We start from the raw sequence: 25,272 nt of genomic DNA, 5'->3' as shown, positions 1-25,272 counted from the left end.
AGCGGTCAGACCGCCGCCATCCGCGTACCTCATGACGAGGATGTAGCACCACCAACGCCCGTTGTCACCCCACCCTTTCAACCTCAGCTGCAACAGTCGCTGTTCAGCGATGTCGGCATAATGCTCGGACAGCTCGACGCCTATGAACTGGCGACCTTCGCTCAAGGCGGCGACGCCGGTCGTCCCGGAACCGGCGAACGGGTCGAGGACCGTTCCGCCTGGCGGGCAGATCTTCACCAGCTCCTGCATCACTTCTACGGGCTTCTGGGTGATGTGCACGCGGCCCTTCCTCGGCTGGCTGGCTGTGTAGAGGCCGGGCAGGTAGACGGGGTTGCGGTTGGCGTCGACGGGACCCTTGGTTCCCCACACGATGTACTCGCACGACTGCTTGAGTCGGCCCTTCTGCGGCCGGGAGACCGGCTTGTGCCACGAGGCGATCCCGCGCCAGGTCCAGCCAGCGGCCTGGAGTGCATCCGTCGTCGTCGGTAGCTGTCGCCAGTCGGTGAAGACGAGCGCGGTGCCGGACTCGACGGTCGCGCGATAGGACTCGGTGAGCAGGAGGGTGAGCCAGAAGCCGTACGAGCGCTGGTCTCGGTTTTCGCCGGGGAAGTTGGCGAGATCGTGTTCGGCGTCGGCCGAGGTGTACTTCGCGCGCGCGGAGCGGCCGGTGCGCTCGCTACTCGTTCGGCCGCCGCTGTTGTAGGGCGGGTCGGTGATCACGGCGTCGACGCTGTTGTCGGGGATGCCGGCGAGGGCGGTCAGCGCGTCGCCTCGGTGCAGGGTGTACGGCATTGCGCGGTTCTCTCTTTCAAGGGGGCGGTCGTGCGCCCGTTTCTCCGTTCCCGGAGAGAAGCGCACGTCGGCATGGGTCGCTCCGCGGAACTGCGAAAGCAGCCGCCGTGGCGAGCAATGCGCTGGAGGTTAGCCCCGAATTCCGGCCGCACCCAACGAAGCGGAACTCAGCTCAGCGCCCCGAAACCGCCTGAAGCACAGGCCGTTTGGTGCGGCCGTACTTCGCCCCTACAGTCTCGCCGTGTTCGCAGGACGGAACCTGGTTCCGCCCCTGCTGAGCTGTGTCGATGAGTGCCGTTCCGTCCAAGGGACCGCGTGTCTGACACCTCACCGACTGGCTTCCTAATCGGCGAAGGGGACTCCCCATGTGGCGAGTGAGATTACGAGCGCGGCTGGCTGCCGCTTTCCAATAAGGGGCCAGCGGCCGGGAGTTAGCACTCCCGGCCCTGGTTTCCCCGGCTCTCCCAGGGATTGCGAATTAATAACCGGCGCGGTGCCAGCGACCTTTTCGACGAGAACGCCCGTACCGCGCTGCCTACGAGTAAGGAGCTGCCGATGCAGCATGCCCAGGCGCGCCCCTCCCCGGGGCCATCCCTCTCCTGCCGGTCGGCGTTCGGCCCGCGCCCGTGAAGAAGGCCATTGCCATAGCAGGGGCCGTGGCGCTCGGCCCGACGTTGTTGATAGCGCCGGTCGCTGTCGCTCTCGCTGGTTCCAGCAGTGCTCAGGCCGCCTGTTCCGCAGACGGTGCACAAGCTGTGGACAGCGCGGCGGTCGCGAAGCAGGTGGAGTCCATCCTCAAGGGCGGCGACAAGGGGTCTGTGTCCGTTCCCGGGCTGGATGACCCCGAGGAGCAGATCCCGAACGCCCAGACAGTCCAGGCCACTGGCATCGCAATGAAGGTGCCGGCGCGGGGGCAGATCGTTGCCCTGGCCACGGCTCTGCAGGAGTCGGGGTTGCGGAATCTGGATTATGGCGATCGGGATTCGCTCGGTCTCTTTCAGCAGCGGCCCAGCCAGGGTTGGGGTACGGCTGCTGAGGTTCGTGATCCGGTGCACGCCTCGACGAAGTTCTACGAGGGCCTGCTCAAGGTCTCGGGCTGGCAGTCGATGACCGTCGCCCAGGCCGCCCAGGCGGTTCAGAAGAGCGGCTTTCCCGACGCGTACGCGAAGTGGGAGCCGCTGGCCACAGCGCTCCAGAAGGCCATCGCCAAGTCGCTCGGCCAGGACGGAAGTTCCGGCAAGGGCAGCGACACCGGTGGTGAGGACGAGCAGACGTCCTCCTCGGCGGCCACCGCGTGCGGCACCGGCGGGGACGGGTCCTCGTTCGGCCCGATTCCCGTGGGGTCCCTCCCCGAGGGCTACAAGATCCCGGCCAGTGCGCCCAAGTCGGTGCGTACGGCGATCCGTTGGGGCCTTGGTCAGCTCGGTACGCCGTATCAGTGGGGCGGCGACTGCTCGGATCCGCACGGTCAGGACCCGATGGGCCGGTGCGACTGCTCGTCCCTGATGCAGGCGTCGTACAAGGCCGGCGGTGTCTCGATCTCCCGGACCACGTACACGCAGGTCAAGGAGGGCAAGGCGGTCAGCGTCGATGCCCTCAAGCCGGGTGACCTCCTGTTCACCCGCGGCACGGCCGCAGCGCCCGAACACGTCGGGATGTTCATCGGTCAGGGCTTGATCCTGCAGGCCCCGAAAACCGGTGACGTGGTCAAGATCTCGACCCTCGCCGAGTGGCGTGCGGACATCGTCGCCGCCCGCCGGGTCGTCTGACCAGCTTCTTCTCCCTCTCCCCTCGCTCCATCTCCTCTCGGGCCCTCGCGCGCCCAAAATCGCACTGGAGTTCCAAGTGAAGCTCATGCAGCACGCCCAGTATCTGGCGTACAACCCCGGCATCACACCGAAGGAGGGCGGGCTTCCCGGCCTCAGCGTGCTGAAGAACGTCGTCTCCTCGATCAACCTCTACAGCATCATCGCGGTGGTCGGCGCGCTGGCCATATCCGCCCTCGTCTGGGCCTGGGGCCACCACAGCGGTGGCCACCAGGCGGAGGCGAACGGCAAGAAGGGGACCGTCGTCGCCGCCGGCTGCGCCCTGCTGCTCGGGGCGGCCAACGGCATCGTCGCGTTCTTCTCGGCGATGGGGACGCAGGTCCACTGATGTCGAGGAAACGTTCCCGCACCGCTCAGGAGCGCACCTACGGGGCGCATTCCTCGGTCCTTCGGCGTGTCGCTCTCGGCAGCATCGTGCTCGCGGTGCTGCTGGCGATCTCCGGACTGCTCGCGTACTTCACTCGCCCGGAGCCCGCAGCCTCCGCGGCCCCCACTCCGGCGAGGACGTCCGCCCCGGAGTCGGCCTCGCCGGAGACGACTAATGGCAAGCGTGAGGCCGTCGCGGCGCCGCCCCGGACGAGCGATCCGATCGCCTTCGCCAAGGCGGCCACCAAGGTCCTTTGGTCGTACGACACCCGCTCCATCTCCCGGGCCGAACATGTGGCCGGGCTCAAGCGGTGGATGACCGACGAGAAGAAGTACGCCGACTGGGCGTCCGTCACCAACCAGATCCCCAGCCCGGTGCTGTGGTCGCGGATGCACGACAACCGCCAGCACGCCAGCGCCACGATCGGCGAGGGCCACTACCCGCAGGCGTTCAAGACCGCCCTGGCCCAGGACCCCGGCGCGATCACCGAGGCGTACGTCTACGCCGTCACGGTCACCGGCAAGCAGGCCATCGCCTGGAAGGGCTCCGGCGCCGGAGCCGAGTCGCGCTCCACGACGCTCGCCGTCCAGTGCCGTCCCCACCACGACTGCGCCCTCGTCGGCGTGCTGCCGAGCGTCGCGCCGTGATCGCCGCCGCTCCCGAAAGGAGGTGCCCTCATGGGGGCTTGTGACCTGCCTCTGATGCAGACGATGTGCAACACCATCGGCGGCGTCGTCGGATCGACAGGCGAGGCCGTCACCGATGGCATCGGCGCCTGGATCGCCAAGTCGATGGGCGAGATGGCCCAGGCCGCCGCCGAGCTGGCGTCGAAGGCCGTCGACAGGACGACGGCCATCGACCTGAATGCCGAGTGGTTCAGGAGCAACTACGAGTTGCTGCTGCCGATCGGCCTCATTCTGACCGTCGGCACGTTCTCCCTGCAGCTCGCCCGCGCCGCCTGGCGCCGGGACGAACGCGCCCTGGCCCAAGCGGTCAGCGGCACGGTGGCCGGTGTCCTGTTCGCATTCGCTGCCATCGCCTGCACCACCGTGGCGATCACCGTCGTCGACGCCCTCAGCTCCGGCCTGTTCAAGGCGGCCAACACCTCCATCGACGACGCCGTTCGCCGCATCATCGCGGTCAACAACCTGGGGCCCATGTACGCCCTGGGCTGGACTCTTCCAGCCATCGCCGCGCTCGGCAGCGCGATGGGTGCCTTCTTGTACTGGGCGGTGATGGTCGCTCGGAAGGTCGGCATCCTGGTCCTGGTCACGCTCGCCGTGTTCGCCGGGGCCGGGGGCGGCTGGGAAGTGGCCCGGCGCTGGCGTCGCGGCTGGATCGAGGCCACCGCGACTCTGATCGTCTCGAAGCTGCTGATGACGATCGTGTTCCTGCTGGGCGTCTCGGCCATGGGCAAGAGTGACGCCTCGGACGGGATCAGCGCGCTGTCGGACGTTCTGGCGGGCGTCGTCGTCATGGTCCTGGTGATGCTGTGCCCGTACGCGACGTACAAGTTCGTGCACTGGGCGGCCGACGGCTCCGGCCATGACGACCTGCACCGTACGGGCGTCGCCGGGGTGGCGGTGGCCGCCGGCGCGGCCAAGACCGCGGGCCAGCTCGCGATGCAGGCCGGCACCGGCATGCGTGCTCCGCAGGGCCCGTCGAAGGTTCCGGGCCAGGGCTGGGGCGGTGTCGCCTCCGGCATCGACCCGACCGGCGGATCCGCCGACGGCGACAACCCGAAGCAGACCCACTTCCGCTTCGGCGAGGACCCGAACGCCACCGGCGACAAGGGCCGGGCACTGATCCGTCGGCCTCCCACCGATGGTGACCGCGGGCAGCCGCTGATCCAGCGTCCCGGCCAGGGCACGGCGGCCGACGCGGCACCGGTCTCCTCCGGGCCGACGCCCCAGGGCGCGGCGGTGGCCCAGCCGCGGGTCACGCACCTGGATCCGCCGGCACCCCGGCGTCCCGGGCCGGTGGGCGGGCCGTCCGCGCAGGGCGGTGCCACGCCGCAGCGGTGGGTCTATCCCGAGCCGCCGGCTGGATCGGGCTCGTAGCCCTCGCCTGACGGGGCGTGCGGCAACGGTCGCCTCCGGCGCCGCGCGCCCCGTCTCCCCTCTCTTCTTTCTTGCTCGCCACGTTCCAAGGACGGCTTCGACATGCTTTCCGACACCTCTCAGCCTGACGGCCCTGCCACCGTGAAGTTCCCGCATCGCTCGCGGCGCGGTGTCCTGCTCGGCCTGTCGGCCCCTCAGCTGATCGTCGTCACCGTCACCGGCCTGCTGCTGCTCGCGGTGTTGCTCACCTCCGGCGTCGCCGGGGCACTCAAGCTCATACCCCTGTGGGCGGTGATCCTGGCGGCGGTATTCGTTCGCCATCGCGGACGGTCCCTCGCCGACTGGGCGCCCATCGCCGCGCGGTTCACCCTGCGCCGCTTCCGGGGCCAGCTCATCTGGCTCGCCCGGCCGTCCACCCGGCCACGGCGCGAGGGCCTGCTCCACCTGCCCGGCACCGCGGCTTCGCTGCGTGTGGTCTCCGCCCCTCGCGGCAGCTTCGGCGCCGTGCACGATCCGCATCACGGCACCCTCACCGCCGTCGTGAAGGTCTCCTCCCGTGCTTTCGCCCTACTTGACCCCGCCACCCAGGCCAGCAACGTCGCAGGCTGGGGCCGCACACTGGCGGCTCTGGCGCGCACGGGGCACATCGCCCGGGTCCAGGTCCTGGAGCGCACGGTGCCCGACTCCGGCGACGCGCTCAACCGCTACTGGCACGAGCACGGCAACGAGGCGACTCCCGTGGCCGGCCCCATCTACCGTGATCTGCTGGCCGCCGCCGGCCCCGCCGCCGCACCGCACGAGGCGTACGTCGCGCTCGCCCTCGATCTCAAGGCCGCCCGCCGTCTGATCAACCAGGCGGGCGGCGGGCTCACCGGCGGCTTCACGGTCCTGGCCCAGCTCACCGCCACCTTCGACCAAGCCGCCCGCAACTCCGGGCTCGCACCCAGCAGCTGGCTGGACGCGGCCGAGATCGCTGCCGTGATCCGTACCGCGTACGACCCGAAGGCGTCGGCGGCCTTGGACCAGTGGTCGGCCTCGGGCCGCCCGCAGGCCGAGCCCGCTGCCGCCGGCCCCGTCGTTCTGGTGGAGAAGGCCGACCGGATCCAGACCGACTCGGCCCACCACGCCACGTTCTGGATCGAGAACTGGCCCCGCATCGAGACCTCACCCGGCTTCCTGCACCAGCTCCTGTTCACGTCCGGTGTGCGCCGCACACTCTCGCTGACCTACGAGCCCAAGGGCCTGGACTCGGCCCTCAAGGACGTACAGCGCCGCAAGGCCACTGTGATCGCCGACGCCGCCGAGCGGCAGCGCAAGGGGCAGGTCGACTCCGAGGAGGACTCGGTCGAGTACGCCGACATCAAGCAGCGCGAGCGCCAGCTGATCGCCGGGCACGCCGACGTCGCCCTCACCGGCCTGCTCACCGTGAGCGCCGACACCGACGAGCAGCTCAACGCCGCCTGCGCCGCGATCGAGACGGCCGCCGTCGCCGCCCTCGTCGACCTGCGCCTTCTGACCTGGCAGCAGGCCGAGGCCTTCACCAACGCCGCCCTGCCCCTCGCCCGCCCGTAGCGCACGCATCCGCACCACCATCTCGCGCTCTACCGAAGGGCACTCCCATGCCGACCGAGCCCCTGCCCGAACTGGCTCCGGACTTCGTCCCGTTCGCCACCGCCGCGCTCGACTTCCACCAGGCGATCAACATGCCGGTCGCTCCGGTCGCCGCTGGCCGTGCCGAACTCGACGCCCTGCACGCCCACGTCGTCGCGTTGTACGGGCTGCTCGACGCCCACACCGCCCGCACCACACCGGTGGCCAGGGCGGAGGGCGACCATCTGCGGGCGTGCCGGATCCGGCTGTGGCAGGCAGCCGAGCACCTCCACGCAGCCTTCCACGCCGCCCCACACCCCGGCTCCGGCCGCCTCCCCACCCGGGAGGCGTGCCGGGCCCGGCTGCCCGAGGGAGCGCCCGAACTCACCGTGTGCCAGCGCCACCTGGCCACCGCCACCCGCGTCCGCCGTGACCACACCCCGGCCGATCTGCGCGACCCCTTCACCGGCCTCACCCGCCACTGACCGCCAGGAGCACCACCCCCATGCCTTCTCGCACCCGTGCCAGCGCCAGCCCGCTGTTCGTCCCCCGCAAGAGCGACCGCCGCACGGCGCGCGCCGCCCGCCACCAGTTCGCCGCCGCCCGCGACCAGGCCCGGCACGCCGCACGCCCCGCAGCCCGCCCGACGGCACCCGGTCACGACCCCGAGCTGCGGGCCACCTACCCGGCCGCCGGTCGACCCGGTCCGGAATCCGCCCGCGGCGGCCGACTAAAGCTCCCCGCCCACCGGATGACCACGGCCACCGCCTCCGGCGCCTACCCGTTTCTCGCTGAGGGCGGCCTCGGCGCGCAGGGCATCTACATCGGCCGCGACGTGCACGCGGAAGCGGCCTTCACCTACGACCCGTTCGCCCTCTACGGACGCCTCGACGGCTTCACCAACCCCAACATCCTGCTGGCCGGCATCATCGGCATGGGCAAATCCGCCCTGGCCAAGTCCCTCGCGGTGCGCGCCGTGGCCTTCGGATACCGGATCTACGTGCCCTGCGACCCGAAGGGCGAGTGGACCGTCGTCGCCCAGGAGCTGGGCGGGCAGACCATCGCGCTCGGCCCCGGTCTGCCCGGGCGCCTGAACCCCCTGGACGCACCCGCCCGGCCGTACGGCGTCAGCGAGGACGACTGGAGGGGCGAGGCCCGCAAGCGACGGCTGCTGCTGCTCGGCTCGCTCGCGAAGACGGTCCTGGGGCGCGAACTGCATCCCATGGAGCACACCGCCCTTGATGTGGCACTCGACCAGGTCGTCGCCCACGCCGAGGCCAACGGCACCACGCCGCTGCTGGGCGAGGTCGCCTACGTCCTCGGCTCCCCCGAGCGGCTCGATGCCGCGCTCGGCGAGTTGTCCGGCCGTCTCGGCCATGCCGCCGAGGACCTGGCCCACGCCCTGCGCCGACTCGTGCACGGTGATCTGGCCGGGATGTTCGACGCGCCGAGCACCGTGGCGTTCGACCCCAGTGCGCCGATGCTGTCCATCGACCTGTCGCGCCTCGGCGGCGCGGGCGATGACACCGCGCTCGTCCTGGCGATGACCTGCGCCTCCGCCTGGATGGAATCCGCGCTCGCCGACCCTGCCGGAGGACGGCGCTGGGTGATCTACGACGAGGCCTGGCGCGTCATGCGCCACGTCGCGCTGCTGGAGCGGATGCAGAGCCAGTGGAAGCTCTCCCGCGGTCTGGGCATCGCGAACCTGATGGTCATCCACCGTCTCAGCGACCTGCTGGCCGCGGGTGATGCCGGCTCCCGGGGCCGGGCCCTGGCCGAGGGCCTGCTCACCGACTGCTCCACCCGAATCATCTACCGCCAGGAAGCCGACCAACTCGCTGCCGCCGCATCCCTGTTGGGGCTTACCGGCGTCGAGACCCAGGCCGTATCCGCTCTCACCAAGGGGCGTGGTCTGTGGAAGGTCGCGGGCCGATCGTTCATTACTCAACATCTTTTGCATCCGCGGGAGCGCGAGTTGTTCGACACGGACGCCCGGATGTCCGCGATCACGAGTCCTTGATCATTCCCGCCGCTCGGGGGCCGGCGTCAGGTCCCGGCCCGCGGTTCTTCCCGCCCGAGCGTTCCTAGGAAGTCCGCCTTCATGCCTCAGCAGTACACGATCCGCCGCGTGGTGCACCGGCTCGTCCAGCGCTACCTCCGCGCAACTGCGGTCAACGCCTCTCACAGCCATATCCCCCTGGCCACGGGCCCGTTCGGAGTCCTTGACGAATCCCGGCGGCTCGACGTCCGCCAGGCTCCGCCGTCCAACGAAACGGGCCTCCGTCATGGCTGACCGGGCACCGACCACACTCGGTGGCAACCTCCCTGTGTCTCGTTTCGCCGCGTCGGTGTCAGAGCGCCACGTCGCTTCCACAGCCCGCAAGCCGAACGACCGTGCGGACCTTGCGGCGTTCGCCGAGGGACTCGCCGCTCGACTGCCCGGCTCATGGACCGTCTTCCCCCATGAGCACGCCGCGTACGCCGATCAGTTCCCGCTCGCGCAGCGGCTCTGGGACCTCGGGCATGTGCAATGGGCCTTCGATCAGTTCGTGCTGTCCCGGGACGCCGTTCTCACCAGCGACACCGGTTGCGAGTTGGTCGTCGTCGACCGCCCGCGGCGCAAACGTGAGTTCCTGATCGCCGCCTTGCAGCCGAGCGGCAGCGATGTCCCGGACCGGGTGAACGCGCCCAACGGCATCGTCGTCGACGCGGACCCGGTGCGCGCGGCTTCGGCGGTGGCCAACCGACTGCTCCCCCGCTACGAGCAGGCCGTACATGAGGCCCGCATTGAACAGGTCGCCACGGCGGTAGCTGCCGGCGAGCGGGTCCTTGCCGAGTGGGACGCAATCTCCGACAGCCTGTGCGACGCCGACCATTGGCCCCTCGACGAGCGCTACGACCTGCGCCAGCAACAACGGGACGCGGAGATGTGGGCTCTGTTCGCTCCCTTCCTCGACCACGGCCCTGCCCTGGTCGCCCACGCCGAGGAGATGCTCCCGTTCCTGGATCCGGAGGATCGTGCGGAGGGGCGGTGGCCGTACCGGCTACGGGTGCTGCGCGAGGCACTGGAGGGCGGCGCACGTGTTCAGGCCGACTTCGAAGCCGTCACCGGTGCGCTACTGCCGGATCACCCTCGCGCCGAGGCCGCGTTCGCGAACGCCGTCGTCGAGCGCAATGCCGAGGGCTGGCACTACTCCCTGACCTGGATGGAGAACGGCGGCGCGCTCGTCGAGATGGCACGAGCCGAGCGGGCTCTGCACGGCCGTACGCACAGGCCCCAGCAGTCCACGCAGGTCCAGGCCGCCCGAGCCCGGTCCCCGCACGCGATCCGCCAGAGCGTCGCGACGCCGGCGGTGTCCGCCGCTGCGGCGCCGCCCGGCCTCCTCCCACACGGCCGCGTGCGCCGAGCGCGCTAGCGCAGATTCCCCGGCCCCGCCAAATCCGTCTTCGGGCCACATCCTCGTTCTCCGCACGGCCCTGACCTCTGCGAGGTGCACTTCTCGTGGCAGAAATACCCCCGCACATCACCATCGCCCACCACAACCAGTACGGCGTCGTGGCCGCGCTGTCGCACGACAACCACGTCGCCGATCACATGCTGCGACGGGTCGGCTTCGAGCGGCTGCCCGGCAGCCGCATGTACGCCCTCACCGAGCCGGACCGCGACCTGACGCGGCGCGGACAGCAGGCCGTCCAGTCCCTGCGCGCCGCGCAGTACAGCGTCACACTCCTTCTCCCCGGCGAGCTGGACGATCACGACGTCGTGGTCGTCCCAGTGGAGCCTGAAGCCGGCGGCTTCGTTCGTGGTGAGGTAGATGTTCGCCTGGACGTGCTCGCGGGCCCACCACTGCAGGGCTCGGCAGGCCACCTCCATCGTGGGATCGAACACGTTGGACTGGTCCAGGACCAACGTGGCACCCTCGCGGAGCAGGCCCGCCAGGAGCCGCATGTTCACCATGTCGACGCTCTGGCCGCGGCGGCTGACTTCCTGGTTGAGGTACCGGCTCGGGTGCAGTTCCTCTCCGTCGCGGAACATGCGGAACTGCGGGTGGGCGAGGGTCCGCCGCATCGTCATGTCCAGCAGTCGCTGTGGGGTCAGCATTCGCTCGGTCAGCGCGGTGTCCGTGAGGCTGCCGCGGGCGAAGGCTCCTCCGAGGCCCTCGGGGCCGTTCCACCCCAGCGCCTGCTCGATGCCACGTATCAGTCGGTGCTCCATGTTCTCCCCATTTTTCGGGCGGAAACGGGCTGCCCGGTACGGGGACCGCGCAGGATCACACGGTCCCCGTCCGGTCGTGTGCTGGCTGTTACACGGGATGGTTCAGGCCGTCGCCATCGGGCCACGGGCCGTCACCGCCGCCGCCCTGCGACGGGTCGGAGGCGCTGGTGTCGTTGCGGTCGTGTACGGCCGTCAGAACCTCGACGGCCACGAGCAGGCCACCAGGCGCCGGGGGTGCGTTCTCGTTCACCGCGTACTCCTTCCACTTCGTTGCCCACCGGGGGCTCCGATGGACGGTCCTGGGGGCCAGGTCCAACCTGGGGAGCTGTGCGGCTGGAACTGCAGAGGTCGGGCCAACGCGTTGCCGGGCACTAGGCGTCTTCCTGCACCAGCCCTCGCCCACCCCCGTGCCCAACCTGCTTCAGGCGGCGGGCAGTCGCACATCACGGCCGTGATATCTCTTCGGTGATCCAGTGGGTTTTGGACAGCGCCGAACAGCGGCGTCGGGCCTCCGCACCGGACTCCCTTTGGGCCGGGCAGAGTTCAACCGAGCCTCGGCTGGTGGGTTTGGACGCTGGGACCGCGCGGCAAAGTAGATCTGCGGGACGTTGAACAGCTGGAGATGCGCCTGATCACCTAGAGGTGAGACCGGGATGGCTGGCGAGGTGGAGCGGCACTGCTCGGTGTGCCGTGCGACGCTCAGCCGTTTCAATGCGGGAACGCGGTGTGGGCCCTGTCAGAGGGGCGGCGCAGTGCCCCGGGTCGAGGAGGGGTTCTGGGCGGATCCCGCAGTTGAGGCAGCAGTCCGGGCCTGGGACCTTGGTGTGGTCGTGCGGCTCTTCCGTCAGCACACCGGCCTCTCACAGGCAGCAGTCGCTCGGCTCGTCAACATTGATCAGGCCGAGGTGAGTCGGCTTGAGCGGGGCCGGAAGAAGATCCGTGACCGCCGCCAACTTGCCCAGTGGAGCGAGGCTCTCGGAGTGCCCGTTGGACTCCTGGGTGCGCTGCCCGACGCAGACCGACCCTCGTCAACCGCGGACAGCTCCCGTGGCCGCCTCGCCCTTCAGGAAGGACCGGGGCAGCTCCTCCTGCCGGCAGGGCGGAACCTGCCGCCCACGGCACTTCCCACGCTGACCGGGTCAGCGGCCTCCTTACAGAGGGACGCCCTCTGGCTCACGTCCAGCCGGGAGGCCGAGGCATGGAGTCGGATGCCGCTCAGGGCGCTGTTCGCCGTGCGCCACGGCGAAGTCGGGACAGAGCGGCACTTCGTCATGGACGTGCGCGGGGGCGACCGCGACCAACTGGGCAGCTCTTTCGCGATCCCCATGGCATACGAACTCGACGATCTCACCTACGGAATCCTCTGGGCCACGGCGGGGTTCGACTCCGCAGTCCTCGGCGACGACGCAGCATTACACGGGAATCTCGCTCTTCTGTCCCAGCCCCGATTAGGAACTGACAGTCGGCCGATCGCTGCTGATGCCCTCACTGACGGTTCCCAGATGCTCGTCGGCTCGCGAGCGTGCGCCCGCTTCATCCTCGACCAGCGCGATGAGCTGGCCGGCGATCCGGTCTTCTGGACCCGCGAACAGCGGGGGGAGGAGGCTGCGACCTGGCTACTCTTCGAGCATAAGCACCGCTACCTCCGGACGATGGCTCCCACGCGTGCACACGACGGCGTCGGACGAGCCTTCTGTATCCCCCACCAGGAGGTCGTCGCCTCGCCCTTGTACGAGCGCGTGTTGTTGTTCCTTGCGATCGCGTTGATGGAGTCGTACGGCGTCACGACCTGGGTGACCGACGAGACGGACCTCCAGCAGACGGAGGGCTTCGCGCTTGTGCCGGGACACAGGGCCGCCATAGCGACCTGGGTACGGGCCGAAGGCGCTCCACAGACTGCTCTGACCGCCGGGGCGCGTTCGCTGCGAGCCTTCGCGGACATCACCGGGCACGCGCGAGCCCACACCGTCACCACGGGAACGACTCCCGGCGAACGCCTGGCGGCGACTTCGGACTATCTCGGCCTTGACCGTGCCTGGCTGATCCGCCGCTGTGGAGAGCTTGCCGCTGTGGGCACCACCGGGCTCGCCAGGCCACGAAGTCGCCACCTCAGCCTCGATGCCCTGGATCGGGCCTGCGCATACGTGGCAGTCGAGTTGCAGCCCGAAGCTGGCGCTCCTGTAGGGGCGACCCGATAGCCTGCTCGGAAAGATCTCCGAGGAAGAGATCCAACCAGGCTGAGCCGGATGGGAAGTTGGAGCAATGGCGGGCGTGACGCGAACGGTGGCTGTCTACTCTCTCGGTGGCACCATCGCGATGACCACCGACCCGGCGACCGGAGGGGTTGTGCCGGCGCTCTCCGCGCATGATCTCCTGGCTGCCGTGCCCGGCCTGGACCGTCACGGCATCGACCTGCGCGTGCATGACTTTCGCCGGGTGCCCGGCGCCTCGCTCACCTTCGACGACCTCACGGAGCTCGGCGCGGCGATCGACAAGACCCTCGACGGCGGCGACGTCGACGGCGTTGTGATCACACAGGGCACCGACACCATCGAGGAGACCGCGTTCTTCCTCGACCTCCACCACGGACACGACCAGCCGGTCATCGTCACCGGAGCCATGCGCAACCCCACCATGGCCGGCCCGGACGGACCGGCCAACCTGTACGCCGCCGTCCTCGCCGCAACCGACCCGCAACTGCGTGGCGCCGGGGTGCTGGTCGTCCTGAACGACGAGATCCACGCGGCACGCCATGTCCGTAAGTCCCACACCACCAGCCCGGCTGCCTTCACATCACCCGGCGCCGGACCAATCGGCCGGATCGCGGAGGACCGTGTACGGCTGGCTTCCCCGCTGCCCACGCGAGTCGCCCCCCTGGCGCCGGCTGCTCGTGACGCACGCGTGGGCCTCTACACGGTCAGCCTCGGCGACGACGGCACGCTGCTCGAGGCGTGGGACAGCCTGTGCGACGGGCTCGTCGTTGCCGCCTTCGGTGTGGGGCATGTCCCCCAGCGGCTCGTCGAGAGCCTCGAACGGCTGGCCGCACGCATCCCCGTGGCCCTCGCCTCGCGCATCGGCAACGGTCCGGTCCTGACCGGAACGTACGGCTTCCCCGGGTCGGAGAAGGACCTGATCGGCCGGGGACTCATCCCGGCCGGCAACCTCGGCCCGTACCAGGCACGCCTCCTGCTCCAGGCCTTGCTCGCCCAGGGCGCGGACCAGGAGACGATCACCTCGAAGTTCTCCGCCCTCGCGTGCTGACCCACGAACCTCACCCCATCCGAGAGGACCCATATGCGTGCCCACGTGCTGAACACCGGCAGGACGTTCGGCGTCACCTTCGACCACGGCGAGGACTTCTTCGACGCGCTCTCCGCGTTCTGCCGTGACCACGGGGTGCGGCAGGGCTACATTCCCTCGTTCATCGGCGCGTTCGCCGAAGCCGAGATCGTCGGCGCCTGCGGGAAACTCGAAAACCCGGACGCCCCGGTCTGGGACAGGACGCACGTCACCAACGTCGAGGCCTTCGGCGCGGGAACAATCGCCCACGATCCGGAGACGAGGGGCATCCTGCCGCACATCCACGTGTCGGCCGGGCTGAAGGCACTGTCCGCCGACGGCCGCACCAGCCACCTCCTGCGCGCCACGGTCCAGTTCCTGAGCGAGCTCTACGTCGTCGAGGTGATCTCGCCAGCCATGACCCGGCCTCGAAACCCTGAGTTGTACGACGTGCCACTGCTCACCTTCGGCGCACCGGAGTGATGCCCTCGCCCGTCGAGCACCCAGCCAACGGATCCATCACGGGGCAGACCCTCAGTCCGCTCGGAGATCCGCCACGATTCGATCCGCCTCGATCCGGGCGAGCCCCATCCGGGGGTCACCCGGATCCGCATGCGGACCGAGGATCTTCGTGCAGAAGAACAACGACATAAGCTTGCCGTCCCGGCTCTCCAGGTCCCGCCGCCGCTCCCGCCGGACACGCTCGGCCAACTCCGGGAGAACGAGGGAGTTCCCCCACAGCCACGCGGCATCCAGGCCCCGCGGAGCCATCCCCCAGTCCTCCCAGTCGAACAGACAGAACTGCGGGGTGGTCATGTTCGCCCAGTTCAGATCCGCGTGCGCCGGCGCCCACTCCCCGATGGTCGTATCCGATACCCCCGGGAACGTCTCCTTGATCGCGGCTGTGACTCCTGCCGGAGTGATCGCGATGGTATCCGGCGTCGCCACGCGTGTCGTGCGCTGCTCAGCGAGAGCGTCCAGCGAGCTGTTCAGCGCCTTCCACCACTCCTCGGACAGCGCGAAAACCGAATCCGGACTCACTGGCTCCCCGTGAAGCAGCTCGGTCTCGTCGGCGCGCCACATCGCCGCTCCAGCCGTGTCGCTCCAGGACACACCCTGCAACCACGCGGGCTTCGCAACGCCGTCCAGAACGGCAGCGCACTCCGTACCGTTCCAGCCCTGCCCTTTGACCTTTTCGAGCAGACGCCGCTCGATCCGTACCCACGTTCCACGGTCCGTTCGCGCACCAACCGTTCGACGCTTCCGGACCACCGACTCCGGCTCCACTCGCACGTCGAGCGCGCGCTCCACACGTTCGAGTACCTCGTCAACCGACTGAACGCGCAAATCGATGGAAGTGACCGTCGGCAATGACGCTGTCATGGAGATCCTTGGCTACTGTGCCGCGATACTGACAAGAAGCAGCCCCACGCGTGATCGCTCTTGCTCCGGTGCTTCTCCGTCCCACGGTAACGAACGCTGTCCCGCTGCAATATCACGCACGTGATGTGCTCAGAGCAGCTCCGAGGTGCAGAGTCGGGCCGACAGGAGCACCGGATCCCACGATCGCGAAGCCGCCACCTCTCGACTACGTGAAGCGGTCCGCTCACCGTGAGCTTGACTCTGAAGCTGATCGGAAAATCGATGTCCGGGAGGGCAGGCGCCAGCATCCGGGCCGCGTGCGGACCGGATGACGGTGAGACGGGCCGGTCAGGCTGATGCCGGTGTGAGGGCGACTTCGTGGCCGAGGGCCTGGAGCTGGCGGACGAGGTCGCGGGTCTTGCGGGCGGGGTCGAGGTGGCGACGGTGCCAGTTAGCGCCGAGTTCCTGGTAGGAGGCGTCCGGGTCGTTGATCAGGTGCCAGGCGATGACGAGTATCGAGCGGGCGACGGCGACCAGGGCTTTGGCGTGGCCGCGGCGTTTGACGATGCGGCGGTAGCGGGCGCCGAGGAAGGTGTCGGTGCGGGCGGCGGCGTTGGCGGCCTCGCCGAGGGCGCCCTTGAGCCAGGGGTTACCCTGTCCTGCCGGGCCCGCGCTGTTCTTCGCCCCGGACTGGATCGTGCCGGGACACAACTTGGCCCAGGACACCAGGTGTTCGGGTGTGGGGAACCGGCTCATGTCCGCGCCGATCTCGGCGAGGATGATCTGCGCGGTGGCCGGCCCGATGCCGGGAACGGCGTCCAGCTTCTCGGCCAGAGCCCGTGCACTGACCGCGGCCGCCTCGTCCCCGGTGCCTGTGCCACCTGGTGGGGCGGTGATCTCCTCCAGCATCCGGGCGATCAGCCGGTCGAGTTCGTCGATCTGTGCGGTGAGGTGGTCGACGGTGCCCAGCAGCACCCGCAGCAGCCGGGGTGGTGGTCCTCGAACTGCCCGGTCAAAGCCTCGATGAGGGCCGGCTTCTTCTTGACCAGGTTGCCCTTGGCGAGGTCCGCCAGCGTGCGCGGGTTGTGTTCCCCGGCGACCATCGCGTCGAGCATGGCGCGCCCGGACATGCCGAACAGGTCCGAGACGACGCCGGACAGTTTGATCTGCGCGTCCTGCAGGGCCTTGTCGACGCGGTGCTTGTGCCGGGTGCGTTCCTGGACGAACACGGTGCGGGTGCGGGTGTAATCCCGCAGCTGCCTCACCGGCTTCGGCGGGACGAACGAGGCGCGGACCATGCCGCGTTCGGCGAGTTTGGCCAGCCAGACCGCGTCCAGCTTGTCGGTCTTCGGGCGCCCGGGGACGTTCTTCACGTCGCGGGCGTTGACGAGCCAGCAGTCCTGGCCGCGGGCCTCCAGCAGGTAGAAGAACGGGCGCCAGTACGAGCCCGTCGCTTCCATGACCACCCGCTCGACGCCCTGGCACAGCAGCCGATCGCCGAGTTCGAGGACCGTGTTCGTGGTCGAGGCGACCGTCCAGACCTTCTGAACACGCCGGCCTTCGATGGTGTCGTGCGGGACGCGCAGGCAGACCATCCCGGATGCCTTCGCGATGTCGATCGCCGCGACTCTGGCGACCGTCCCGTCATCCTGGTCTTCTCCCAACTCCTCCATGACGTACCCCCTGGTGCGATGGTGCAGGCAGGGGCTGCCCGGGAAACCAAAGGGGTAACGGAGAAGCTGATCGGCTGCTCAAGGCGACAGTGTGCGGCCCCCTCGGACGGCTCCCTCACCAAACTCCTATGCGGGCTCACAGCCCAAACATCAAGCGGCGTCGGCGGACAGCCCCTGTACCGATTTTCACGCCCGCGAGGCGTCATCCGCAGGTGAACGGTCGACTCCTATAGATCGTCAAGTGGCCGCAGATGTCGATGGGAGCGGGTCGTCAGCGGACCGAGACGTACAGCTGATCGTCCTCCGTCAGATGCCCGGTGACCCCGAGTGACGCCCACATGGCAACGATGTGCTGGCCACAGTCCTGGATAGCCCGGTCCGCGGCCGCGAAGTCCGCCAGCGGCGGCAGGGTGGGGGACGTATCCAGCACCTCGCGAATCGGCGTCCACACCGGGCGGAGAAGCCGCTGGACTGCAGGGTGGTCCGCGTACCCGGTGAGCAGCGGCGCGTTCCCGCCGGCCTCCTGCACGGCGTCGGCGTGCGCAATGAGCTTGAGTATCGCGCCGGTACCGAAGAGCAAGCCGTCGTACATCTCGTCCAGGCCGACCTGGCGCGTCTGGTAGGCGCGGACCAGGTGAGCCCAACCGGGATGCACATCGTCAAGCAGGCCCGCAAAGGCGTCGCGGTAGCCCTCGCCGAGAAGATCGGCAAGGGTGAACCGTCGGGACTCACCGCCACTGCTCGGCGTCACGGTGATGCACTGGCCCAGAAAGGCGTTGGAGAACAGGTCGCACCGGAACTCGTCGGCGGCCTCGTACGCCCAGATTGCCGCCACCTCGTCCGGCGTCTTGGGACGGGTCGTCTTGGGCGGCCGGGTACCGGCAGCTGCACGGAGCCGACCAATGAGGACGTGCCCGTACTCGTGCACGACCAGGTGAAGGAGTTCTGCCTGATCCAACTCCTCCTCGGCCGCCGCGTCGCCGGTGTCGAGAACGATGACCGTCTCGCTGAAGTCACGGACCACACTGATCGTCTTGCCCTTCACGATGCCGCCAGACCGCTCGGGGACGAAGTCCCTCTCGATCTCGCTGTGTGCGCGGATCGACGCCGTGATGTCGCCGGTGAGCACCACCGTCAGCCCCAACGCAGGGACGTCGAACTCGTCGGCGACCACGCTGATCATGGCGTGCACGCTCTCGATGAACCCGGTCAGGCCCGGGCGGGCACCGTGCTCTTCGATCACAGTCAGGGCGTAGGTGGCGCTCACGGGGGCCTCTCGTCCGCAGGGCAGATGCTGCCCATCATCGGTCCCGGCGCTGACAGCGGCTTCGCACGGTCTGTGAGAGCACCTTGCCCGGGACATCGATGCCGGCCGCGCCGACGGGGTACGCCGCGGTCGGCCGCGTCCGCTTCTGGATGAGACACCGCTGACCGCAGCGATCAGACGCGGCCAGCATGCAAGGCGCCCCGGCAACTGCAATGCCGGGGTCGGGGCGTTTCGCATCGTAGCCACGGCCGTACCGCTCAGGCGTTGCCCCACGCCTCGAAGAATCGCTTACGGTCGTCCTCTGTCTCGTGCAGCCGACGCATAGCGAGCAGCACATGCCAGGCAGTGGTCTCAGCGTCACGCAGCCACAACTGCCCGAGGTAGCGCCCACCTGCGACGAGCGTGTCATGGGCCAGTGCGTTGCCGATCACCGTGGTCACGGCGTCGCGCTGCTGGTCGTCAAGCTCTGCCAGAAAGCTGAGCACCCGGTCGGCAATGCCCGCTCCGTTCGCCCTGGCCAGGCGATCGAAGGACGGACCGCCCATGTTGCCGGGGTCGATGTACAGGGCGGCATCGCCTCCCGCATCCTCCAGCGCCACCCAGAACTCATCGCCTTTGGGCGTGCCCGGTAGGGGGAGGGCGGCGAAGAGGTCGGCCAGATGACCGTTGGCTGCCTGGTTGTACGAGACGTCGCAGGCTGCCGCAGAAGCAATCTTCGCGACGTGCCCGGTGGTCAGCCCTCCGTCCTCTGGCCAGTCCAGTGGAGTGTTGAGCTGCTTGACGAGGTGCTGGGCCAGCTCACCATCGTCGTCAAGGAATCGCCGAACGATCACAAGTTCCCCCAGATCAGTGCCAGTTCGCGTACAAAGGCGGCTTTCTCTGTGCCTGCCAAGTCTGCCCAACTGGGCAGTGATCCGCTGGGGTGCGCGGACAACGTCCGGAAAATGCCCGTACCGACGCGGCTGATGAATTATCCGCACGTGGCGCCCTCATGGACGGGGACGTACCTGCACGTTGGCCCGGCCCAACTGCCATCTGCCGGGCTCCACTTGGTTGAAGGCGGGAAAGCGGTGCAGAAGCCGCCCCAGGCCTTCCATCTGCCGACGGTGCGGCGTCTGCACCGACTCGGGCAGGGCGGCAAGGATGTCGGTACGGGTCATCGGCTCGGCGCGCGGGCGAGCAGGCGGGCGACCTGCGAGAGCACGTCGTCTCCGGCGGTGCCGCGCTGCGCCTGATTCCAGTCGCGCCCGTGTACCTCGTGCTGGACGAACGGCTCGCCCAGGATCTTGAAGGCCTCCGTGCCGAACTGGGCGAGCTTCGCACGGGTGTCGCTGGAGAACCGGCTGCGGTTGAGGTAGGCGTAGGCGCCGGCGGCGGCAACTACCACTCCGGCGGCCACCGGGTGGGCTCGGGCCAGCCGCACGGCTCCGGCCAGGCCGCATCCGGCGCCCACGATCGTGCTGGTGCTGCCCTGCATGCCCGCCTCCGCCCTGCCGATCCTCCCCAGCACGCTTCGTACGGCTTCCCAGTTCGGGACGGCGACGCCCTGGCGGATCAGGTCACGGTCGGCGGCCAGGAGGACGACGGGGGCGAGCACGCCGGCGAGCTGGAGGATGCCGACGTCGCTCAGGTCCTCGTGGGCGAGCTTGTCGGCGGCCGCCGTCATGGGCAGCCCGTCCACGCACACGACGTGCAGCAGCGGCACGTACTGCTGCCACCACAGCCGCTCCGCCCGGGCGAGATCGAAGGTGCCGCCCTCGCGCTTACGGTCGGCCAGGACGCGGGGGACCTCCGCCCACACGTAGTGCGGGATGAACCCGCGCAGTGTCCCGTGCCGCATTCCGGCGAGGATCGAGGACGGCTGGCCCCGCTTCAGCGCCGCGGTGACGTCGGAGGTGAGCACCGAGGTGTCGAAGACTCCGAGCCGGAAGCCGCCACCGGTCACCGGCAGGGGATGGGTGCTGCTGTACATGACGGGAGCGTAGGCCCCCATCAAGGCCTTGGTGCACGGGTTTTCCCTCAGTGCCGGAACCCGGGCGGGGCCGGGGATGTCAGTGGGGTGGACCATCATCGGTGCATGCCGCCGAAGAAGCCCCTCCCGCCCACGTACAATGAGCGCCTGCTGACGCAGCTGGACGCGATCGAGAGCGACTACGTCGCCGTCCTCGAGGCGTCCGACATCGAGTACGTGGACTCCATCGTCATTACCGCAGCGAACTGGGAGTGGGCACCGAGCGGCCCCGAACTGGAGATGCAGCGGATGGACCTGCTGCGCCGTCTGCGGGACTGGAAGCCGCGCTTCCTCCTACTGTTCCCGCACCCGACTCCCGAGACGGCGGAGAAGCTCAAGGACAGCATGGAACTCCTGGAACGCTGGCTGGTCCGGGAGTGCACATGGGAGGACTACTCCATCCCGCAGCACATCCCTCAGGCAGTGAAACTCCTGCGGGCGTCGGTCCAGCAATTGCGCGGTCTGACCAACCTGCTGCCGACGGATCCATGGCCGGTGCGCCTGACCGTCGACACCAACGCCCTGATCGACAACCCCGACCTTGCGACCTACACCAACCAGATCGGCCCCCGCTACATGGCGCACCTGCTGCCGGTCGTGCTGCGCGAACTCGACGACAAAAAGCGCGCCGGCCGCACCGACGTCCTGCGCGACTCGGCCAAGAAGGCCGACCGACGTCTGAAAGGTCTGCGCAACAACGGCGACGTCACCCTAGGCGTCCGGGTCGCCGGCGACGTCCACGCCGTCTTCGAGTACATAGAGCCCAAGTCCGATGCTCTGCCCGACTGGCTCGACCTGGACGTCCCGGACGACAGATTCATCGCCTCGACCCTGCTCTTGCAATCCCGGCATCCCGGCTCCGCGTGGTATGTCGCCACCAGCGACATCAACCTCCAGACCAAACTGCACGCCGTCGGTGTGCCGTTCATCGAGCCCTGACCTCAGGGGTCGACGACAACGCCTGTCCCAGGCATTGCGGCTTTCAGAGACAGGGTGTTGGCAGTGGCGCAGGGCTCAGTGGGGGCAGTGCGTGCAGGCTGTCCCGGCGAAGGCGTGGTCCGCCGCGGCAACGTCGCGGCCGGTGAGATGCGCGGCAGCGTCCAGCGAGGCAGTCAAGGGTCGGCGCGTGGCAGTGCCGAGCTGGTGCGGCGTGTCGGTGGTGATGTACCGGTCGACGCGGGCAGCCCATCGCCCGGGATCCTTCCGGTAGCAGGACTGCGCCCGGCTGGTACGGCGCCACCTTGCTTCTGCGTTACCCCAGCGGACTTCCGCGTCCGCTGCGCTGATCCCCAGCGCCTCGCCGATCGTGTGCCAGCTGGTGCCCCGCGCGCGCTCAGTGAGGACCGCCTGGTCCACGAGGGACTCCACCGATGTTCGCATCGACGCCGCCTTTCGCACGTAGTCCCCGGCCTCGGCCAGGTCCTCGCCCAACATCCGCACATACCGCCCGAGCTCCGAGGCGGTGTAATCAATCTTCGATCCCAGCTGGATTCGGGCGATGTCAGAGGTGGTGAAGCTGTCGGCCGGCAACTCCCGCGGGTTCACCTGGTCGGTGACCGTCTCGCTACTCATGGCGGGGATCGTAGATGCGCGCTGACCACCCTCCAGCCTCCTGCCAGATGTGAGGCTCACCCCCTGTTTCTCCAGGTATACGCCATGGCCTGTGACGCTGTGCGGCTGTGAGGTGCAGCGTGACAACGCGTATCCGCCGCTGCGCTCCAGTCGTAGTCAGCCCCCAGTTCCCCCGATCGAGTGAACTGCTGATCTGCGCATACTGCCGGCTACTTCCTGTGGGTGACGGGTTGTCAGTCCCGCTGCGTACCGTCCCGGTTCATCACGACTCAACCGCGCCCTGGTGGCGCTCGTTACCCAAGGCGGTGACCTCATGAGCCTGACTTCCGGGATCCACTGCCCGCGCACCCCGCTGCGCCGGTTCCTGGACCGTGAACTGTCGGCTGGCGCCCACCCGCTGCGTAAGAACTTCCGGGCCCGGGACCACAGCAGCCACATCCTGATGCCGGGACCGGGTGTCGGCACGGAGGCTGGCAATGTCGGCACCGCGATCGACTACCGGCTGCGTCTGGCGTTCACCGCTGCCGAGCCCGTTGACCATGTAGCCCGCGCCGGCATCCTGCTCATCAGCCCCTACGACTCCGACGCACGGCAGCGGATGCGGAACGTCGGCGATGAACTCGCTGAGCGGCTGAAGGAGACGGTGCTGCGTCTGCAGCTCGACAACCGCGAACTGCCGATGGACCGGGCCCTTGACGACGAGGAGGACTTGGCCCGGATGTTGATCGCGGCGGCCTGGTACCAGGTCAACTACCGCACCTCGATCGGGTTCGCCTTCACCCCGCTGGCCATCACCGCCCGCGAAGACCCCAGTGCCTTCACCCTCGAGCGGCTGCTGCAGCTGCCGCACCGCGACATGGTGGCCGACGTTGTCGGCCAGCTCTACAAGGCCGCCGACGGCCCGTTGAACGACCTGCGGGCCCGCACCCGGCCGGAGGACTGCACCCCCGCGCCCACGTTCCCCACCGACCGGATCGCCGCGGACGCTGACCTGGCCATCGACGGGCTGCTGCTCGACTTCAAGAGCACCCGGTACACGCGCACGCTCCGCCAGGCCGAAGCGTGGCAGCTGACCGGCTACCTGCTGCTCGACACCGACGACCGGTACCGCGTCGACACCGTCGGCCTGTACCTCTCGCGCTCCGGCACACTGGCCAGCTGGCCGGTAGAGGAGTACCTGGAGCTGCTCGGGGCCTGCCGCCGCGACGTCTTGGCCTTCCGTACCGCGTTCACAGAGCTGCTCGAAGGCTGCACTGCCGACGTCGAACCGTACGACCAAGAGGAGGAAGACCGCGTCCGGAAGCTCCTGCAGCGCCTGGCGCCCGTCGCCGATCAGGGCCACTGCCTGGTGTGCACTCAGCCCTGCCCGACATCGGGCCGCCGGCCCCGGGAGTTCTGCTCCTCCTGGTGCCGTGGCCGCGCCCAGTTCCTGCGCAACAGGGGCCTTCTGCCCGGCGGCCCCAACATGTTGCTCCCGCGGCCGCGCAAGCAGCTCCTGGACGTACCCGAGGACGCGGAGATTGTGAGCCTCACACCTCATTCCCGCAGGTAGATGGGCGATCCGTGAAGATGTGAGAGGGAGCTTCCACGCCCATGCTCCTGTACGCCCTGGTACGGCCCGCCAGCCGCGCCGACGGGTGCGACGCCCCCGTTGAGCTGACCGGCCTTGATGAAGCTGCCCTGACCTTCGGTTCCCCCGTAGCCGGAGGCCAGGGCTTTCTCTCCTGACGTACGGCCAGACAGATTCCCCACCTTGCGGTGACTTTCTGTAGCCTCACTCGGGGTCTGGCAACTGGTCCGAGGGGAGCAAGTCGGCATGGCACGCACGTGGTTGTCCATCCGCGTCGAGCTGGTCTCCGGTCATGGAGCGGATCTGTGGCCTCGCCCCGGCCGGATCCTCGCCGCAGCACGGGCCCACTCCTTCGCCCAGCTCGCGGAGGCCATCGATCGCGCCTTCGCCCGCTGGGACCTGGCCCACCTGCACATGTTCACGCTGGCCGACGGAACGGGCGTCAGCCCGCTGGACTGGTGGGACGGTGAAGCCCCGGACGGCACCCTGGACGGCCACGCCGCCAAGCTCAGCAGGCTGCAGGCCGGCGAGCAGTTCGCCTACGTCTTCGACATGGGAGACGACTGGGCGCACCTGTGCACGGTGGGCGACAAGCGCATCGATCCGCTGGAGGAGTTCGGCGAGACGCCCGGCAGCCCGGTTCCGTACTGGGGCTGGGGAAGTCTTCCGGATCAGTATCGTCGCCGCTGGGACGGCGACGACGGCGAGTCGCCCATGCCCAAGCGGCCCGCCCGAGGACTGAGCGATCTGCCCCCGATCCTGCCTTGGTGGGGAGATCGACGTCACAGCTGAACTTCACGCTGTGTAGCTGAAATGGCAGGACAGTGGGAATCGAAGTGGCCACGGCGAACTGGCCGCCCGAGCACCAGAGGTTCGGAAACATCCCCTCCGAATGTCCGGCATCGATACGCCTTCAGGCCGCTTGGTACTCGGCTCGTGCTCGTGCACCCACTATCGGCAAGGGCTTCGCCAGCACCGGAGGGACGTTGCCTGTGCAGCTGACCATCGCCTGCTCAGGCGGGACTTCACAACGCGAGGTCGCCATGGTCATGGTCGCTTCTGCCGAGGATGGCACTTCCAGTTCGAACCAGATCGTCTTCCCCGCAACGCAGGATTGCGAGCCCCACTCTGTTGCCAGTGCAGCAACAAGGCAGAGACCACGCCCGTGCTCGTCCGCAGGCAGAGCCTGTGAGAGAGCCACCGGCGTGGGATCGATATCGGTGACTTCCACACGGAGCCGCTCTCCGGTCCACCGTACGCACACCGCGCACGCGGCCATCGTGTGCGTGACCGAGTTCGCGACCAGCTCTCCGGTGAGCAGCTTCAAGTCGTCGGTCAGTTCCTCGCCCAATTCCAGCCCAAGCCGCCGAGCACGGTCCGCGACGCGGTCTCGTGCTGCCGGCACCTCCTCGACCCGAGGCGGGACGGTGAACGCGTAGGGCGATTCCTCAAACGGGCGCGACATAGCTGGAACCTCTCAACGGGCAGGAGCTAGGGCGTCAACGCGATCTCCTGTAAGTGAACGGATCGCTCGCCGACCTCACCGGGCAGCCCTGCAGGGCAACCGGGAGATCAGGTAAAGCCCGGACTGGCGGATGACCACCATGAGCCACAGACCGTCCGACTCCCTATTCCTCCGGTGATATCACCGTCGCGATGTCAATGAGACTGCGCCAGCCATTCGCCC

The 25,272-nt window shown here is 68.8% G+C and carries 24 protein-coding genes and 1 pseudogene; 14 read left to right on the top strand and 11 right to left on the bottom strand.

Annotated elements, in window-relative coordinates; genetic code table 11:
* A partial coding sequence (locus GA0115233_RS34530; protein WP_255310451.1) for a DNA-methyltransferase occupies window positions 1–792 on the bottom strand: 792 nt, incomplete at its 3' end.
* Between the two features lie 626 nt (window positions 793–1,418).
* On the opposite strand from GA0115233_RS34530, the gene GA0115233_RS34525 reads away from it, so the two are divergent.
* The 8 genes from GA0115233_RS34525 to GA0115233_RS34485 all read left to right on the top strand — a co-directional run bounded on the left by GA0115233_RS34525 (window position 1,419) and on the right by GA0115233_RS34485 (window position 10,051).
* The gene (locus GA0115233_RS34525; RefSeq protein WP_093724278.1) at window positions 1,419–2,561 is read left to right on the top strand and encodes a C40 family peptidase; all 1,143 of its coding nucleotides are present in this window, start codon (window positions 1,419–1,421) and stop codon (window positions 2,559–2,561) included.
* An 85-nt stretch (window positions 2,562–2,646) separates the two neighbouring features.
* Window positions 2,647–2,946, top strand: coding sequence for a DUF6112 family protein (locus tag GA0115233_RS34520; RefSeq protein WP_053215032.1), 300 nt, complete (start codon window positions 2,647–2,649; stop codon window positions 2,944–2,946).
* Window positions 2,946–3,632 (top strand): hypothetical protein, encoded by a 687-nt coding sequence (locus tag GA0115233_RS34515; protein ID WP_093724277.1) that lies wholly within the window; start codon window positions 2,946–2,948, stop codon window positions 3,630–3,632. The genes GA0115233_RS34520 and GA0115233_RS34515 overlap by 1 nt, the downstream gene beginning before the upstream one ends.
* Before the next feature lie 30 nt (window positions 3,633–3,662).
* On the top strand, window positions 3,663–5,045 hold the full coding sequence (locus GA0115233_RS34510) for an SCO6881 family protein (RefSeq protein WP_176712043.1): 1,383 nt from the start codon (window positions 3,663–3,665) through the stop codon (window positions 5,043–5,045).
* Between the two features lie 102 nt (window positions 5,046–5,147).
* Window positions 5,148–6,617, top strand: coding sequence for an SCO6880 family protein (locus GA0115233_RS34505; RefSeq protein WP_093724275.1), 1,470 nt, complete (start codon window positions 5,148–5,150; stop codon window positions 6,615–6,617).
* A 47-nt stretch (window positions 6,618–6,664) separates the two neighbouring features.
* Entirely contained in the window at window positions 6,665–7,120 is a 456-nt protein-coding gene (locus GA0115233_RS34500) for a DUF6238 family protein (protein WP_093724274.1), read from the top strand.
* A gap of 20 nt (window positions 7,121–7,140) precedes the next feature.
* Window positions 7,141–8,655: an ATP-binding protein gene (locus tag GA0115233_RS34495; protein WP_093724273.1), complete on the top strand. Its 1,515-nt coding sequence runs from the start codon at window positions 7,141–7,143 to the stop codon at window positions 8,653–8,655.
* Between the two features lie 265 nt (window positions 8,656–8,920).
* Window positions 8,921–10,051: a hypothetical protein gene (locus GA0115233_RS34485; protein ID WP_141689614.1), complete on the top strand. Its 1,131-nt coding sequence runs from the start codon at window positions 8,921–8,923 to the stop codon at window positions 10,049–10,051.
* A gap of 290 nt (window positions 10,052–10,341) precedes the next feature.
* Here the strand turns inward: GA0115233_RS34485 and GA0115233_RS42040 are convergent.
* Window positions 10,342–10,851: pseudogene (locus tag GA0115233_RS42040) on the bottom strand (cupin domain-containing protein); the annotation flags it as partial.
* A gap of 88 nt (window positions 10,852–10,939) precedes the next feature.
* Window positions 10,940–11,101 (bottom strand): hypothetical protein, encoded by a 162-nt coding sequence (locus GA0115233_RS41330; protein ID WP_176712042.1) that lies wholly within the window; start codon window positions 11,099–11,101, stop codon window positions 10,940–10,942.
* Between the two features lie 502 nt (window positions 11,102–11,603).
* Here GA0115233_RS41330 and GA0115233_RS34475 point away from each other — a divergent pair.
* The 3 genes from GA0115233_RS34475 (at window position 11,604) to GA0115233_RS34465 (ending at window position 14,613) form a co-directional block, all read left to right on the top strand.
* Window positions 11,604–13,049: a helix-turn-helix domain-containing protein gene (locus tag GA0115233_RS34475; RefSeq protein WP_176712041.1), complete on the top strand. Its 1,446-nt coding sequence runs from the start codon at window positions 11,604–11,606 to the stop codon at window positions 13,047–13,049.
* 85 nt (window positions 13,050–13,134) lie between these two features.
* Window positions 13,135–14,112 (top strand): asparaginase, encoded by a 978-nt coding sequence (locus GA0115233_RS34470; RefSeq protein ID WP_369691392.1) that lies wholly within the window; start codon window positions 13,135–13,137, stop codon window positions 14,110–14,112.
* A gap of 33 nt (window positions 14,113–14,145) precedes the next feature.
* Window positions 14,146–14,613 (top strand): PPC domain-containing DNA-binding protein, encoded by a 468-nt coding sequence (locus tag GA0115233_RS34465; protein WP_093724267.1) that lies wholly within the window; start codon window positions 14,146–14,148, stop codon window positions 14,611–14,613.
* A 51-nt stretch (window positions 14,614–14,664) separates the two neighbouring features.
* On the opposite strand, the gene GA0115233_RS34460 is transcribed toward GA0115233_RS34465, so the two are convergent.
* The 6 genes from GA0115233_RS34460 to GA0115233_RS34440 form a co-directional block, all read right to left on the bottom strand.
* The gene (locus GA0115233_RS34460; protein WP_093724266.1) at window positions 14,665–15,513 is read right to left on the bottom strand and encodes a hypothetical protein; all 849 of its coding nucleotides are present in this window, start codon (window positions 15,511–15,513) and stop codon (window positions 14,665–14,667) included.
* A 327-nt stretch (window positions 15,514–15,840) separates the two neighbouring features.
* A complete protein-coding gene (locus GA0115233_RS41520; RefSeq protein ID WP_218063602.1) occupies window positions 15,841–16,467 on the bottom strand; it encodes a transposase in 627 nt (208 codons plus the stop codon).
* A complete protein-coding gene (locus GA0115233_RS41515; RefSeq protein WP_218063601.1) occupies window positions 16,410–17,165 on the bottom strand; it encodes an IS110 family transposase in 756 nt (251 codons plus the stop codon). The genes GA0115233_RS41520 and GA0115233_RS41515 overlap by 58 nt, the downstream gene beginning before the upstream one ends.
* A 271-nt stretch (window positions 17,166–17,436) precedes the next feature.
* The gene (locus GA0115233_RS34450; RefSeq protein ID WP_141689613.1) at window positions 17,437–18,348 is read right to left on the bottom strand and encodes a hypothetical protein; all 912 of its coding nucleotides are present in this window, start codon (window positions 18,346–18,348) and stop codon (window positions 17,437–17,439) included.
* A 341-nt stretch (window positions 18,349–18,689) separates the two neighbouring features.
* A complete protein-coding gene (locus GA0115233_RS34445; protein WP_093724264.1) occupies window positions 18,690–19,265 on the bottom strand; it encodes a hypothetical protein in 576 nt (191 codons plus the stop codon).
* Window positions 19,266–19,588: 323 nt separating this feature from the next.
* The gene (locus tag GA0115233_RS34440) at window positions 19,589–20,404 is read right to left on the bottom strand and encodes a PIN domain-containing protein (RefSeq protein WP_141689612.1); all 816 of its coding nucleotides are present in this window, start codon (window positions 20,402–20,404) and stop codon (window positions 19,589–19,591) included.
* A 105-nt stretch (window positions 20,405–20,509) separates the two neighbouring features.
* On the opposite strand from GA0115233_RS34440, the gene GA0115233_RS34435 reads away from it, so the two are divergent.
* Complete coding sequence (locus tag GA0115233_RS34435) at window positions 20,510–21,382, top strand: PIN domain-containing protein (protein WP_093724262.1); 873 nt, start codon at window positions 20,510–20,512, stop codon at window positions 21,380–21,382.
* A gap of 75 nt (window positions 21,383–21,457) precedes the next feature.
* Here GA0115233_RS34435 and GA0115233_RS34430 read toward each other — a convergent pair whose 3' ends face one another.
* Window positions 21,458–22,015 (bottom strand): hypothetical protein, encoded by a 558-nt coding sequence (locus GA0115233_RS34430; protein ID WP_093724261.1) that lies wholly within the window; start codon window positions 22,013–22,015, stop codon window positions 21,458–21,460.
* Window positions 22,016–22,328: 313 nt separating this feature from the next.
* Here GA0115233_RS34430 and GA0115233_RS34425 point away from each other — a divergent pair, with 313 nt between their 5' ends.
* On the top strand, window positions 22,329–23,567 hold the full coding sequence (locus GA0115233_RS34425; protein ID WP_093724260.1) for a hypothetical protein: 1,239 nt from the start codon (window positions 22,329–22,331) through the stop codon (window positions 23,565–23,567).
* A 264-nt stretch (window positions 23,568–23,831) separates the two neighbouring features.
* Window positions 23,832–24,377: an IS1096 element passenger TnpR family protein gene (locus GA0115233_RS34420; RefSeq protein WP_093724259.1), complete on the top strand. Its 546-nt coding sequence runs from the start codon at window positions 23,832–23,834 to the stop codon at window positions 24,375–24,377.
* 121 nt (window positions 24,378–24,498) lie between these two features.
* On the opposite strand, the gene GA0115233_RS34415 is transcribed toward GA0115233_RS34420, so the two are convergent.
* Window positions 24,499–25,050 carry an ATP-binding protein gene (locus tag GA0115233_RS34415; RefSeq protein ID WP_093724258.1) on the bottom strand — a complete coding sequence of 184 codons (552 nt, stop codon included), beginning with the start codon at window positions 25,048–25,050 and terminating at the stop codon, window positions 24,499–24,501.
* Between the last annotated feature and the right edge of the window lie 222 nt (window positions 25,051–25,272).

The sequence above is a fragment of the Streptomyces sp. DI166 genome, assembly GCF_900091315.1.
Classification (GTDB): domain Bacteria; phylum Actinomycetota; class Actinomycetes; order Streptomycetales; family Streptomycetaceae; genus Streptomyces; species Streptomyces fuscus.
Note: the sequence above shows the minus strand (reverse complement) of the source record. Positions and strands in the feature narration are given on the sequence as shown.